Annotated in this window: 10 protein-coding genes and 1 pseudogene; 5 read left to right on the top strand and 6 right to left on the bottom strand. The window is 64.4% G+C overall.

The window, feature by feature from the left end:
* Positions 1 to 93 precede the first annotated feature (93 nt).
* The 4 genes and pseudogenes from M0765_RS13315 to M0765_RS13300 all read right to left on the bottom strand — a co-directional run bounded on the left by M0765_RS13315 (position 94) and on the right by M0765_RS13300 (position 4776).
* Positions 94 to 1104, bottom strand: coding sequence for an ABC transporter substrate-binding protein (locus M0765_RS13315; RefSeq protein ID WP_258504088.1), 1011 nt, complete (start codon positions 1102 to 1104; stop codon positions 94 to 96).
* A 21-nt stretch (positions 1105 to 1125) separates the two neighbouring features.
* On the bottom strand, positions 1126 to 2004 hold the full coding sequence (locus M0765_RS13310; RefSeq protein ID WP_258504087.1) for a TauD/TfdA dioxygenase family protein: 879 nt from the start codon (positions 2002 to 2004) through the stop codon (positions 1126 to 1128).
* A 477-nt stretch (positions 2005 to 2481) separates the two neighbouring features.
* Entirely contained in the window at positions 2482 to 2865 is a 384-nt protein-coding gene (locus tag M0765_RS13305; RefSeq protein ID WP_258504086.1) for an outer membrane protein assembly factor BamE, read from the bottom strand.
* 800 nt (positions 2866 to 3665) lie between these two features.
* Positions 3666 to 4776 (bottom strand): annotated as a pseudogene (locus tag M0765_RS13300) (class I SAM-dependent methyltransferase).
* Between the two features lie 26 nt (positions 4777 to 4802).
* Here M0765_RS13300 and M0765_RS13295 point away from each other — a divergent pair.
* From M0765_RS13295 to M0765_RS13275, 5 genes are read left to right on the top strand one after another with little or no spacing between them, the layout of a single operon-like run.
* Positions 4803 to 5579 carry an SDR family oxidoreductase gene (locus M0765_RS13295; RefSeq protein ID WP_258504085.1) on the top strand — a complete coding sequence of 259 codons (777 nt, stop codon included), beginning with the start codon at positions 4803 to 4805 and terminating at the stop codon, positions 5577 to 5579.
* A gap of 13 nt (positions 5580 to 5592) precedes the next feature.
* Positions 5593 to 5967 (top strand): dihydroneopterin aldolase, encoded by a 375-nt coding sequence (locus M0765_RS13290; RefSeq protein ID WP_126747977.1) that lies wholly within the window; start codon positions 5593 to 5595, stop codon positions 5965 to 5967.
* Positions 5968 to 6019: 52 nt separating this feature from the next.
* Positions 6020 to 6949, top strand: coding sequence for a tRNA 2-thiocytidine(32) synthetase TtcA (gene ttcA, locus M0765_RS13285; RefSeq protein WP_258504084.1), 930 nt, complete (start codon positions 6020 to 6022; stop codon positions 6947 to 6949).
* Positions 6950 to 6995: 46 nt separating this feature from the next.
* Positions 6996 to 7625, top strand: a complete 630-nt coding sequence (locus M0765_RS13280; RefSeq protein ID WP_258504083.1) for a membrane lipoprotein lipid attachment site-containing protein — start codon at positions 6996 to 6998, stop codon at positions 7623 to 7625.
* A gap of 22 nt (positions 7626 to 7647) precedes the next feature.
* Positions 7648 to 8295 (top strand): histidine phosphatase family protein, encoded by a 648-nt coding sequence (locus M0765_RS13275; protein WP_258504082.1) that lies wholly within the window; start codon positions 7648 to 7650, stop codon positions 8293 to 8295.
* Between the two features lies 1 nt (position 8296).
* On the opposite strand, the gene M0765_RS13270 is transcribed toward M0765_RS13275, so the two are convergent.
* Together M0765_RS13270 and M0765_RS13265 are read right to left on the bottom strand one after the other, a co-directional pair.
* Positions 8297 to 11461 carry an efflux RND transporter permease subunit gene (locus tag M0765_RS13270; protein ID WP_258504081.1) on the bottom strand — a complete coding sequence of 1055 codons (3165 nt, stop codon included), beginning with the start codon at positions 11459 to 11461 and terminating at the stop codon, positions 8297 to 8299.
* Entirely contained in the window at positions 11458 to 12675 is a 1218-nt protein-coding gene (locus M0765_RS13265) for an efflux RND transporter periplasmic adaptor subunit (RefSeq protein WP_258504080.1), read from the bottom strand. The genes M0765_RS13270 and M0765_RS13265 overlap by 4 nt, the downstream gene beginning before the upstream one ends.
* Positions 12676 to 12771 lie beyond the last annotated feature (96 nt).

The raw sequence follows: 12771 nt of genomic DNA, 5'->3' as shown, positions 1-12771 counted from the left end.
CGTTGGCGTCGCCACCGTTCTGCCCGCCCCCATCCCCGCCTTCGCCCAGAGGGGGAAGGAGTCAAAGCCGGATCGCGCCTTCGCCGTGCTCATTCAATTCCCCGAAGCGTTCTGCGCATCGTCGAAGAAATAATCCTTCACCGAAGCCGGCTTGTTCTTGATCGCGCCCACCCGGTGCATGAACTCCGCCAGCGCATAGGTGTTCTGCGGCGTGGTCTTGAACTGCACCTCGGGGTTCTTGATGATCTTCAGCAGCAGCTCGCGGTCGATCTTCGCGTTGCCCACCTTCAGGTAGATGTCCGCCGCTTTCTCCGGATTGGCCGTGACGAACTTCGCCGCCTCGTCGAGCGCATCGACAAACGCCTTGTAGGTCTTCGGGTTCTCGCTGCGGAATTTCTCGGTGGCATAGAGCACCGTCGCCGAGGCCGGGCCGCCGAGCACCTGGTACGAGTTGAGCACGATGTGCGCGTTCGGATTGCCCGCGAGCTCCTGGTCCTGGAATGGCGGGTTGCCGAAGTGCGCCGTGATCTCGGTGCCGCCCTTGATGATGGCCGCCGCAGCATCGGGATGCGGCACCGCCACGCTGATCTTGTCGAGCCGGTTGAACTCCTTGTCGCCCCAGAGCTTGGCCGATGCGAACTGCAGCACCCGCGACTGCACCGAGACGCCCACCGCCGGCAGGGCGATGCGGTCCTTGTCGGTGAAGTCTGCAATGGTCTTCACGTTCGGGTTGTTGCTCACCAGGTAGTAGGGAAAGTTGCCCAGCGATGCCACGCCCTTCACGTTCTGCTTGCCCTTGGTGCGGTCCCACAGCGTGAGCAGCGGGCCCACGCCGGCACTCGCGATCTCGATGTTGCCCGAGAGCAGCGCGTCATTCACCGCCGAGCCGCCCGAAAGCTTGATCCACTCCACCTTGGCATCGACACCGGCCGCCTTGGCGTGCTTCTCGATGAGCTTTTGTTCCTGCGCGACATTGAGCAGCAGGTAGACGATGCCGAATTGCTCGGCGATGCGGATCTGCCCTTCGGCATGGGCAGCAAGACTGCCCGCGAGGAGACCGAAGCCGGTGACGAGTGCGGCGGCCTTGCGTGTGAATCGGTTCATTGAAATGAGTCCAGGAGAAGATCAGAAAGGCGTGTCGCCGACGATGGTGGTGCGGTTGAGGCGCCGTCGCAGATGGTCGGGCGTGCCCGCCGCAAGGTGCATCAGCGAGCGGTTGTCCCAGAACACCAGATCGTGCGGCGCCCATTGGTGGCGATACACGAACTCGGGCTTCACGCTGTGCGCGAACAGCTCGGCCAGCAGTGCGTCGCTTTCTTCCTGCGGGAGGCCGACGATGCGTGTCGTGAAATGCTCGCTGACGAACAGCGCCTTGCGGCCCGTTTCCGGGTGCGTGCGCACCACCGGCTGCACCGCGGGGGCGACCTGGTCGATCTGCGCCTGCGAGAGCTTGGGGCGCCACGGGTTCTTGGCGCGCAACTCTTCGTACTTGGCGAGATAGCTGTGCTCGGCCTTGAGCGGCAGGATGCGCTGCTGCAGCTCGGGGTCGAGCGCTTCCCAAGCGAGATGCTGATCGGCAAAGAGCGTGTCGCCACCTTCGCTCGGCAGCTCTTGCGCATGCAGCAGGGAGCCTAGGCTCGGCTGGGGCTTGTACGAGATGTCCGAGTGCCAGTAGACGCCCGCATCGCCCAGGCCGATAGGTTCGCCGTTTTCCTTGATGTTGGAAACGATCAGGATCTCGGGGTGATTCTTCAGGTGGAACTGGTGCAGCACGTGGATTTCGAGTGGGCCGAAGCGACGGCTGAAATCGATGTGCTCTTGGGGGGTGATTTGTTGGTTGCGGAAGACCAGGACGTGATGGTCGAGGTGCGCTTGGTGGATGCGCTTGAAATCTTCAGCGCTGATGGGCTTGGAGATGTCGAGCCCGATGATTTCGGCGCCTACGGGGGCGTTGAAGGGGCGGACTTCGAAGTGCTGCCGGGTGGGATCGGGCTTGGAGCTCATCCCGCCAATGTAGGTTTGGGGGATGCTTTCTCAAACGAACTCTTTGTTGGTAGCTTATTTTTGAGTTGAGTTTGTTTGCCTCCCATCGATGGTGATCCGATGGCGGCGGCGCAAGTGGTTGTACATGCCGGCTGCAACGAGGGGTTTGGCCCGGACCACCAAGGTCGTGCGGCGACCCTACTGATGACTGTATACAAACCCGGGCTTCGCGCTGTGCGCAAACAGTTCGGCCACCAACAGGCTATTCGTGCTGCGGCAAGCGAACGATCACGGTGTGAAATGCTCGCTAACGAACAGCGTTTTGCGGTCTGGCCTTGTACGCACTTTCCCAAGCGAGGTGCTGGTCGGCAAAGATTTCCAGCTTACGACTTAGCCCGTCGGATTCGCTATCCGGCGGCACATCCGCTACCTAATGATGCGTCGGGGAATGTCCGCCCGTGGCCATCCAGCCCGGATTGCCTTATGCACAAAAAACTTCTAACTTGAGCTCAAGGAATAGCTTCTCAGTTTTTTATTCGAATTAAAATAAAGCGACAGGGATTTTCTCTTGGCACCGGATGCAGTATTGATGTCATCGAGTTTTGACAAATAAGGGATGCCCGCCAAACCGGCAATAGCATTTTTCTGACTATTTCTCCCTCCTCCGTAATTCCAATACGCAGATCCGTCGTTGGAGTCTTTTACATAGTCGGGGTTGCCGAACAATCTCTTGACGTCATCGGTCGTAGTCACTCCAGTTTTCAAAGACTGGCTCAGCGATTGAGTTGTCGCATTTTCTATGGACGAGTTCCCTCCCACCGTACCGCAGGCCGTCAACAGAACAAAAGAAAACCCGAGTCCACACATGATCATTCTTTTCACAAAATCTCCCGATAAGTATTGCAATTTGGACGCGCTTGCATAAGAGCTTAGTTTTTAAAGGGCAGCACATCAAGTGCCAAGAGTCATCACTTGGCACGAGAAATTTACAAATTTCAGAAATCTTTTAAATTGTGGCGACATGCGTGATGGAAATCACGCGTGCAATAAATGGCCCGCTTTTGTCGATTTCAAAGATGCCATTTCCACGACAGGGCGTAGCGCCGGCAGGCGAGTCACGTTCTTTCGCCAAAGAGAGTGACCAAAGAAAGGCGACCCCTACTGTCTGCGTCCCCTGCGCTTGCTACGGGCAACCTGCGGTGCTCGACTCCGGCGGGGGTCCGCAGAACTCGCTTCGCTCAAACAGCTGCGGCCCTGATCCCGCCTCCATCTGCGCTCCTCGGCGCATACAGAAGGGGTGGGAGCGGGCGGCCTTCGCTCTCGCTCGGCCCCAACAGCCAATACCAACAGTCGGCAGACCAACTCAATGCCAACCACCGCGGCGCGCAGCGCCGCGGTGGCTTGTGGCCGAGCGAAGCAAAGGCCCGTTCGGTTTCCAAGCCCCTCTGTATGCGCCGAGGAGCGGAGGGTTTCGCGGATCAGGGCTCGCAGCTGTTTGAGCGAAGCGAGTTCTGCGAGACCCCGCGAAACCCGAGCACCGCAGGTTGCCCCGTAGCGAAGCGCAGGGGTCGCAGACAGTGGGGTCGCCTTTCTTTTGCCTACGTTTCTTTGGCGAAGCAAAGAAAAGTAGGTCGCCCGCCGGGGCGAGACCCGGCCTCGGAATCAAAACCAAGCCAGCAGAGTCAGAGCGTATGACTCCGATCCCCCTCCACAAACCCCATCGCCTCCCAAGCCTCCCCCACTGCAAACCCGACCACCTTGAACAGCTCCCCATCTCATGCTCATGAATGAGCCGAGCCGCCATTCCCCTCTCCGCGGCAGAGCCCTGCTCCATCCTCGCCAGCAACCCGCAGTTCAGCAGAAACCGCGCCTGGCTGGTATAGCCCAGCACTTCGAGCCCCGCCTCTTGCCCCGCAAGCGCAATGCCCGTGAAGTTGACGTGCGCAGTGATGTCCTTGTAGCCCACGTCGGACAGCGGATCGCCGTCGGCCTGGTGCGCGCGGTGGCACATCACCGTTCCCATGTGGCGCTGCGGGTGGTAGTACTCGCGCTCCGGAAAGCCGTAGTCGATAAAAAGGCCGCGCCCTTCACCAGACGGTCAGCCAAGGTCGCGACGAACGCCTCGGCCTGATGATGGATCTCGGTGAGGTAGTCGTGCTCGCCCGGCACCTCGAGCGGCGGCCGCAGTGCGGTCTCGCGGTCGGCCCAGGTCCAGCCGGAACCTTGCGCATCGCGCACGATGCCGCGCTCGAACCATCGGCCGCCCACGCGCGCCAGCAGTTGCACCGGCATCGCGTCGAGCACCTCGTTGCCGATCACCACGCCCTGCATCGATTCGGGCAATTCGGCGAGCCATTCGACTCGGTCCGCATAGCGCACCAGGGCCTGCTGCTGGCGCTCGCGCAAGGTGCCTGAAAGATCGACGATGCGGTAGCGCACGTCGGTGCGACCCATTTCGTCGAGGGCATGCAGCAGCTGCACCGCCAGGGCGCCGGAGCCGGCGCCGAATTCCCAGACCGTGTCGGTGTCGGTCTTCTGCAGCGCCTCGGCCACCTGCGCGGCAAGCGCCTGGCCGAACATGGGCGTGAGTTCGGGCGCGGTCACGAAGTCGCTGCCCGAAGACGGCATGTGGCCGAACTTGGCCGAGGTGTTGGCGTAGTAGCCCAGCCCCGGCGCATACAGGGCCAGCGCCATGAAGCGGTCGAACCCGATCCAGCCGCCGGCGCGTTCCACGGCGCGGGCGATCAGGGCATCGAGGGCGATGGGTAAACTGTTCGTCGTCTTTGTCGTCACCCCCCGATTCTCCCTTCTCTGTCCGCATGAGCACAGCACCGCTTTCCGCAGACCCCCGCACCGTCCTCGTCACGGGTGCGGGCCGCCGGCTGGGGCGCGAGATTGCGCTGGCGCTGGCCACGGGGGCATGGCAGGTGGCGGTGCACTACCGCAGCTCTCGCATCGAGGCCGAGCAAACGTCGGCCGAATGCGCGGCGCTCTCGGGCAAATCGGCCGCCTTCGAGGCCGACTTGCTCGACGAAGGCGCCACCCGTGCCTTGCTGCCGCGGGTGGCGGCGCACTTCGGCGGGGTCGATGCGGTGGTCCACAGTGCGGCGCTCTTCGAGCATGACGACGCGGCCAGCTTCAGCTATGCGCTCATGGAGCGCCATGCGCGCAGCAACACCGGCGCCGCCATTCTGCTGGCACAGGCGCTGCACGACCACCTGGCGCTGCGCGATGCGCAAGGCGCGGTGGTGCACCTGCTCGACCAGAAGCTCTGGAACCCGAACCCCGATTTTCTGAGCTACACGCTCTCCAAGGCCGCGCTGGAAGCCGCCACGCCCATGCTGGCGCTGGCTTTGGCGCCGCGCGTGCGGGTGGTCGGCGTGGCGCCCGGCCTTACGCTTTCGAGCCACATGCTGGACGACGAAAAGTTTGCCCAGTTGCACAAGCTGTCGCCGCTGGGCCGCTCTTCCACGCCGGCCGACGTGGTGGCCACCGTGAAATTTGCGCTGGAAAACAACTCGATCACCGGCACTACGCTGCTGGTGGACGGCGGCCAGCACCTGATGAGATTCGAGCGCGATTTCTCGCTCATGTGAGCACCACAACACCATGTCTTCCATACCGCACGGCCACCAGACACTCACCCTCCAGGGGCTGCGCTTCGACGCCAACCTGGGCATCCTCGAGCAGGAAAAGCGGGCGCCCCAACCGATCCTGGTCGATGCCGAGCTCAACCTCGGCCCGCAGCCGCTGCTGCCGCAGGACGACGACATCTTTCATGTGCTGGACTACCGCAAGGTGCGCCGCATCATCATCGACGAGTGCACTGCCGAGCATGTGAACCTGCTCGAAAGCCTGATCGGCAAGCTCGCGCAGCGGCTGCTGCAGCTGCCCGGCGTGCGCGGCGTGCGGGTGAAGATTGCCAAGCTCGAAATCTTCGACGACTGCGAGGTGGCTATCCGCATCGAAGCCGGGGAATGGTGATCCGAGGCAAAATCGGGGGTCTTCCCCTCATTTTGCCTGAAGTAGCCCACCAATGAACGCCGTCTGGATCGACGAGGCGCCCGTCGCCGGCGCCGCCACCAATTCCCTGAAGATCGAGCGCGAAACCCACAAGCTCGAAAAGCGCCTGTGCCGCGAGGTCGGCCGCGCCATCGTCGACTACAACATGATCGAAGAGGGCGACAAGGTCATGGTGTGCGTCTCGGGCGGGAAGGACAGCTACGCCATGCTGGACATCCTGCTCAAGCTGAAGGCACGGGCGCCGATCCACTTCGACATCGTCGCGGTGAACCTCGACCAGAAGCAGCCCGGCTTTCCGGAAGAAGTGCTGCCCAAGTACCTGAGCGAGCTCGGCGTCGCCTTTCACATCGAGAACCAGGACACCTACAGCATCGTCAAGCGCGTGATTCCGGAGGGCAAGACGACCTGCGGCCTGTGCAGCCGCCTGCGCCGCGGCATCCTGTACCGCGTGGCGGACGAACTCGGTGCCACCAAGGTGGCACTCGGCCACCACCGCGACGACATGCTGCAGACCTTCTTCCTCAACATGTTCTTCGCGGGCAAGCTCAAGAGCATGCCGCCCAAGCTGGTGAGCGACGACGGCAAGCACATCGTCATCCGTCCCCTCGCCTACGTGGCCGAGAAAGACCTGGTGCGCTGGGCGCAGCACCGCGAATTCCCGATCATTCCGTGCACCCTGTGCGGCAGCCAGGAAAACCTGCAGCGCAAGCAGGTCGGCGAAATGCTGCGCGAGTGGGACAAGAAGTACCCCGGCCGCGTGGAAAACATGTTCACCGCGCTGCAGAACGTGGTGCCTTCGCACCTGCTCGACGGAACGCGGCACGACTTCAAGGGTCTGAAAGCGACGGGCGTGGCCGACGAAGACGGCGACAAGGCCTTCGACGCGCCCTCTTTCGACTTGCTCTCCCAGGCACCCGCAGCCCTGCGCATTCTTCAGGGCTGAACCGGCAAGCCAGGGGAATTTTGGGCCACGCGGCCCGGAGACCCTCATGAAACGCGCGTTCTTTGCTCTCTTTTTGGCAGCAACGCTGAGCGGCTGCGCCACCTCCTGGGTGGTGGACAGCGATGTGAAGAGCTTTTCTTCGCTGCCCACGATGCCATCGGGCGCCACCTACCGCTTCGAACGCCTGCCTTCGCAGCAGGCCGACGCCGCACGGCAGGAATCTCTGGAAGCAATGGCCGCCGCGGCGCTCGAAAAGGTGGGCCTGCGCCGCGACGATGCCCGCCCGACCTACAGTGCGCAAATCGGCGCGCGCGTGACGGCCGGCCTTTCGCCGTGGGCGGACCCATGGCTCTTCGACGGCCCGTGGGGTTATGGAGGTTATGGCGGCTATGGTTACCACGGCTACGCCCGCCGCTGGTATGGCGGCGGCTGGTACGGCGGCCCGGCCTTCATGCCGCCGGCGGCCAACCCCTGGTACGAGCGCGAAGTGAGCATCGTGCTGCGCGACATCGGCTCGAACCGCGTGGTCTATGAAACGCGGGCCCGCAACGACGGGCCGTACAACGCGAGCGCGGCCATCTTGCCGGTGATGTTCGATGCCGCGCTCCAAGGGTTTCCGAATCCGCCGCAGGGCGAGCGCCGGGTGAACATCGAGCTGCCCACGGCAAAGAAATGACGCGCTTCTAGAATCCCGCCGGATGGAAGAAATTACCCGTTTGATTGCCGTTCGCCATGGCGAAACCGCCTGGAACGTCGACACGCGCATTCAAGGCCAGCTCGACATCGGGCTCAACGCCACGGGCCTGTGGCAGGCCCGGCGCGTGGGGCACGCGCTGGCGGACGAAGACATCGGCGTGATCTACGCGAGCGACCTGTCGCGCGCCTGGCAAACCGCGCAGGAAATTGCAAAGCCCCACGGCCTCACGGTGCAGCCCGAGCCCGGCCTGCGCGAGCGCGCCTTCGGCCACTTCGAGGGCATGAGCTTCGCGGAGATCGAGGCCACCCTGCCCGAGCAGGCGAAACGCTGGCGCGAGCGCGACCCCGAGTTCGAGCCCGAAGGCGGCGAGAGCCTGCTGGCCTTTCGCGAGCGGGTGACGCGCATCGCATCGAAACTGGCCGCGCGCCACCCGGGACGGCTGGTGGTGCTGGTGGCGCACGGCGGCGTGATGGACGTGCTCTACCGCGCCGCCACCCGCCAGGAACTGCAGGCGCCGCGCACCTGGCAACTCGGCAATGCGGCCATCAACCGCATGCTGTGGACGCCCGAAGGCTTCAGCCTTGTGGGCTGGAGCGACACCGCCCACCTGGCGGCGGACGACGACGTTCTCGACGAAACAACGACCTAGGCTAGGCGTGCGACGCCGTGTGCCCGGCGGCATCGGCTTCGGTCTTGGCCTCGCCCGGCAGATCGACCATCGGCCCGGTGCCGCTGTAGCGGTCGAGCGCGAGGTAGATCGCGGGCGTGATGTAGAGCGTGATCACCTGCGAGAAGATCAGCCCACCCACCACCGCCACACCCAGCGGCTGACGCAGCTCGGCACCGGCGCCGAGGCCAAGTGCAAGCGGCAGCGCGCCCATCAGCGCGGCCAACGTGGTCATGAGAATCGGGCGGAAGCGCAGCCTGCAGGCCTCGCGGATAGCATCGACCGGCTTCATGCCTTCGGTGCGCTGGGCGTCGAGCGCGAAGTCGATCATCATGATTGCGTTCTTCTTCACGATGCCGATCAGGAGCAGGATGCCGATGGTCGCGATCAGCGTCAGGTCGAAGCCGAATATCTTCAGCGAGATCAACGCGCCCACCGCCGCGGACGGCAGCCCGGCCAGGATGGTCAGCGGGTGGATGTAGCTTTCGTACAGCACGCCCAGCAGCACGTAGATGACCAGCACGGCCAGCACCAGCAGCACGGCCTGGCTCGATTGCGAACTCTGGAACACCGCCGCATCACCGCCATAGGTGGTGATGATCGACTGCGGCATCTTCAGCTCTTCCTTGAACTGGTCGATCTTCGCGGTCGCGTTGCCCAGCGGCACATCAGGCGCGAGGTTGAACGACACCGTCACCGCCTGCAGCTGGCCCTGGTGGTTGACCGAGGTCGGCCCCACCGTGCGCTTGACGGTCGAGAAAGCCGAGAGCGGCACCAGCCGCCCCGTGGTGCTGCGCACCGAGAGGCGCGAAACATCGTCCTCGAACTGCCGGTCGCTGTCCGCGGCCGAGAGAATCACCTGGTAGGTGTTGCTCGCGCCGTAGATGCTGCCGATCTGCCGGTCGCCATAGGCGTTGTAGAGCGCGAGGCGCAGGTCACCCACCGCAACGCCGAGCACGCCGGCCTTGTCCCGATCGATTTCGAGTGTGGCCTGCAGCCCGCGGTTCTGCGAGTCGCTGGTCACGTCGCGAAAGACCGGGTCGGCGCGCATGCGCTCCATGAGCCGCGTGGACCACGGCACCATTTCGCCGGCGTTCACGCTTTGCAGCGTGTACTGGAAACGCGCCTTGCTCTGGCGGCCACCCAGGCGCAGGTTCTGCACCGGCTGCATGTAGACCGCAATGCCTGGAATCTCACGGAAGCGCTGGCGCAACGATTCGAGCACCTTGGCCATCTTGGGGCGCTCGCTGCGCGGCTTGAGCACGGCAAAAAGACGGCCTGAATTCTGCGTGGCGGTGGGACCGCCCACGCCCACGAACGAGCTCACATAGGCCACGCTCGGGTCGGCCTGGAGCGAAGCGGCCACGCGCTCCTGCAGCGCATTCATGGCGGTGAACGAAATGTCTTCGGCCGCTTCGGTGGTGATCTGGATCTGGCCGATGTCTTCTTCGGGGAAGAAGCCCTTCGGAATCGAAACGAACAACCAGGCCGTGACGACGAACGTGGCGCCGGCCACAAGCAGCATCAGCGTGCGGTGGCCAAGAGTCCAGTCGAGCGTTCGCATGTAGGTGCCGTGCACCCAGCGGTAGCCGCGCTCGAAGGCGCGGCCGATGGCGGTTCCGGGTTCCGGATGCTCTTCTTCATGGTCGAGCGCGCCTTCGGGCCGCGGCGTGTGCTTGAGCAGCCGGCTCGCGAGCATCGGCACCAGCGTGAGCGACACGACGGCCGACACCAGCACCGCCAGCGCCACCACCACCGCAAACTCGTGGAACAGCAGGCCGATCACGCCCGGCATGAAGAAGATAGGGATGAACACCGCCACCAGCGAGATCGAGATCGAGATGATGGTGAAGCCCACCTCTCGCGCGCCGCGCAGCGCCGCCGCGAAGGGCTCCATGCCCTTTTCGACATAGCGCATGATGTTTTCGAGCACCACGATGGCGTCGTCCACCACCAGGCCCACGGCCAGCGTGATGCCGAGCAGCGACACGTTGTCCAGGCTGTAGCCGAAGGCATAGAGCAGCGCCACCGCGCCGATGAGCGAGATCGGGATCGTGACGGCCGGAATCAGCGTGGCCACCAGCCGGTGCAGGAACAGGAAGATCACCATGACCACCAGCGCGATGGTGCCCAGCAGCGTGAGCTGCACGTCGTGCACCGCCTCGCGGATGGACAGCGAGCGGTCGTTCACCATGTGGATCTCGACCGATTGCGGAAGCTCCGCCTTGAAGCGCGGAATGAGTGCGCGCACCGCGTCCACCACCTCCACGGTATTGGCATTCGGCTGCCGCTGCACAGCCAGCGAGATGGAGCTCTGGCCGTTGAAGCTGCTGGCGGTCTTGACCGACTCGAAGCTGTCTTCGATGGTGGCCACTTCGTCGAGCCGCACCGGGGCGCCGTTGCGCTGGCCGATGATCAGCTTGGCGAAGTCTTCGGCTTTCGTGAGCTGCCGGTTGGCCTGGATGGTGAGGGTCTGGCGCGGACCGTCGAGCGTGCCGACCGGCGTGTTGGCGTTGGCCGAATTCACCGCCCTGGCAAGTTCGTCGAGCGTGATGTTGCGTGCGTTCAGCAGATCGGCATTGGCCTTGATGCGCACCGCGAAGGCCTTGCGCCCGTACACGGCCACCTGCGCCACGCCGTCGATGGTGGAGAGCGTGGGCGAGATCAGGTTCTCGGCATAGTCGTTGAGCTCCGAGGGGTTCATCGACGGCGAAATGAGCGCGATGAACAGCACCGGCGCATCGGCTGGATTCACCTTGCGGTACGAAGGCAGCTGCGTGAGCTCTTGCGGCAACTGGCGCTGGGCGCGCAGCAGCGCGGCCTGAACGTCGACGGCGGCGGCATCGATGTCGCGGCTGCTCACGAACTCGAGCGTGATCGAACTCACGCCCTGGGTGTTGACCGAGCTGATGGTCTGCAGGCCCGGAATGGTCGAGAACTGCTTCTCGAGCGGCAGCGCCACCGACGAGGCCATGGTGTCGGGGCTTGCCCCCGGCAACTGGGCGTTCACGTTGATGACCGGTGTGTTGTAGCTCGGCAGCGCGGCGACCGGAATGCTGAAATACGCAAAGATGCCCGCCACCACCACCGCGGCGGACAACAGCACCGTCATGGCGGGACGGCGGATGCACAGCTCCGAGATGTTCATGCGCGTTCCCGCGGGGTCTTGACGTCCGACGAGGCCGCGCTGCCCGGTGTGACGCCGGTCGTGCCCGCCGGCGCGGCCTTTGCGTCGACGCGGACCTTGCCGCCCGGGCGCACGTTTTGGCTGCCCTCGATGACCACCTGCTCACCCGGCTCGACGCCGCTCACCGCCACCTTCGTGCCGAAGGTATAGAGCACCTGGACTTTGCGGCGCGCCGCGGTGCCGGCCTGGTCCACCACGTAGAGCGAGGCGCCGTCGGGCAGCATCATGAGCGCCGCGGCCGGTACCACGGTGGCGCCTGCCAGCGTGCGCACCGTGATGCGCGTGCCCACGAACTGGCCGGGCCACAGGCTCTGGTCGCCGTTGTCGAACACCGCCTTCGCGCGCACGGTGCCGATCTGCGGGTCGACCGTGTTGTCGACGAAATTGAGCACCCCGCTCAGCGGCTCGCGCCGGCCGGTCACGAGCGCCTCGACCTTGGCGCGGCTGCGCGCGGCGGCCAGCAGGTCCTGCAGATTGGCCTCGGGCACGGGGAAGCTCACCGCAATGGGATCGAGCTGCGTGATGGTGACGAGGGACAGCGTGGGCTGCACCAGCGTGCCCGGATAGATGTTGACGGCGCCGATGCGCCCCGCGATGGGCGCACGCAGCGTGGCATAGCCCAGCGCCACTTGCGCCGACTGCACCGCGGCGCGGTCGGCCGCCACCGCGGCGCGCTGCGCCTCGAGCTGCGACAGCGTGGCGTCGGTGGCGCTCTTCGAAATGAAGTTCTGCGCCAGCAGTTCCTGGCTGCGCTTGTACTGGCGCTCCAGGTCGGCCAGCGTGGCCTCGTCGCGCTTCTGCTGCGCGCGGGCGCGGGCCAGGTTGGCCTGGTCATTGCGGTCGTCCAGCGTGAAGAGCAACTGGCCCTCCTTGACGAACTGCCCTTCCTTTACGTGCACCGCCGCCACGGTATTGGTGACCTGCGGCCGGAGATCGACGCTGTTGAGGGACACCACGCTGCCGTTGACCTGGACCGTGACCGGCACGTCCTGCCGCACGGCGGTTGCGAGCGTTACCAGTGCCGGCGGCGCGCCGTCGGCGGGTGCCACGCCCTTGGCGCCCGCGGCAGGCTTGGCGCTGCCTGCGGCAAGCCGATCGCCAGATCCGCTCCACCACCATCCTGCGGCGGCTACGATCGACACACCTGCAAGGGCGAAGACGAGTTTTTTCTTCATGGATTTTTTGTGCACTTTGGGCTGACAGCGGCTATTGGATCAGCGGCCAGTTCACAGTGTCGACGGGTACCGTAAAGATAAGTAAAGCGGCAACGC

It is taken from the genome of Variovorax sp. S12S4, from assembly GCF_023195515.1.
Classification (GTDB): domain Bacteria; phylum Pseudomonadota; class Gammaproteobacteria; order Burkholderiales; family Burkholderiaceae_C; genus Variovorax.
Note: the sequence above shows the minus strand (reverse complement) of the source record. Positions and strands in the feature narration are given on the sequence as shown.

What these genes read in the sequence shown, in the direction of transcription:
- M0765_RS13315 (WP_258504088.1), bottom strand. Translation starts at nt 1,104, where the DNA reads ATGAACCGATTCACACGCAAGGCCGCCGCACTCGTCACCGGCTTCGGT.
- M0765_RS13310 (WP_258504087.1), bottom strand. Translation starts at nt 2,004, where the DNA reads ATGAGCTCCAAGCCCGATCCCACCCGGCAGCACTTCGAAGTCCGCCCC.
- M0765_RS13295 (WP_258504085.1), top strand. Translation starts at nt 4,803, where the DNA reads ATGAGCACAGCACCGCTTTCCGCAGACCCCCGCACCGTCCTCGTCACG.
- M0765_RS13290 (WP_126747977.1), top strand. Translation starts at nt 5,593, where the DNA reads ATGTCTTCCATACCGCACGGCCACCAGACACTCACCCTCCAGGGGCTG.
- ttcA (WP_258504084.1), top strand. Translation starts at nt 6,020, where the DNA reads ATGAACGCCGTCTGGATCGACGAGGCGCCCGTCGCCGGCGCCGCCACC.
- M0765_RS13280 (WP_258504083.1), top strand. Translation starts at nt 6,996, where the DNA reads ATGAAACGCGCGTTCTTTGCTCTCTTTTTGGCAGCAACGCTGAGCGGC.
- M0765_RS13275 (WP_258504082.1), top strand. Translation starts at nt 7,648, where the DNA reads ATGGAAGAAATTACCCGTTTGATTGCCGTTCGCCATGGCGAAACCGCC.
- M0765_RS13270 (WP_258504081.1), bottom strand. Translation starts at nt 11,461, where the DNA reads ATGAACATCTCGGAGCTGTGCATCCGCCGTCCCGCCATGACGGTGCTG.
- M0765_RS13265 (WP_258504080.1), bottom strand. Translation starts at nt 12,675, where the DNA reads ATGAAGAAAAAACTCGTCTTCGCCCTTGCAGGTGTGTCGATCGTAGCC.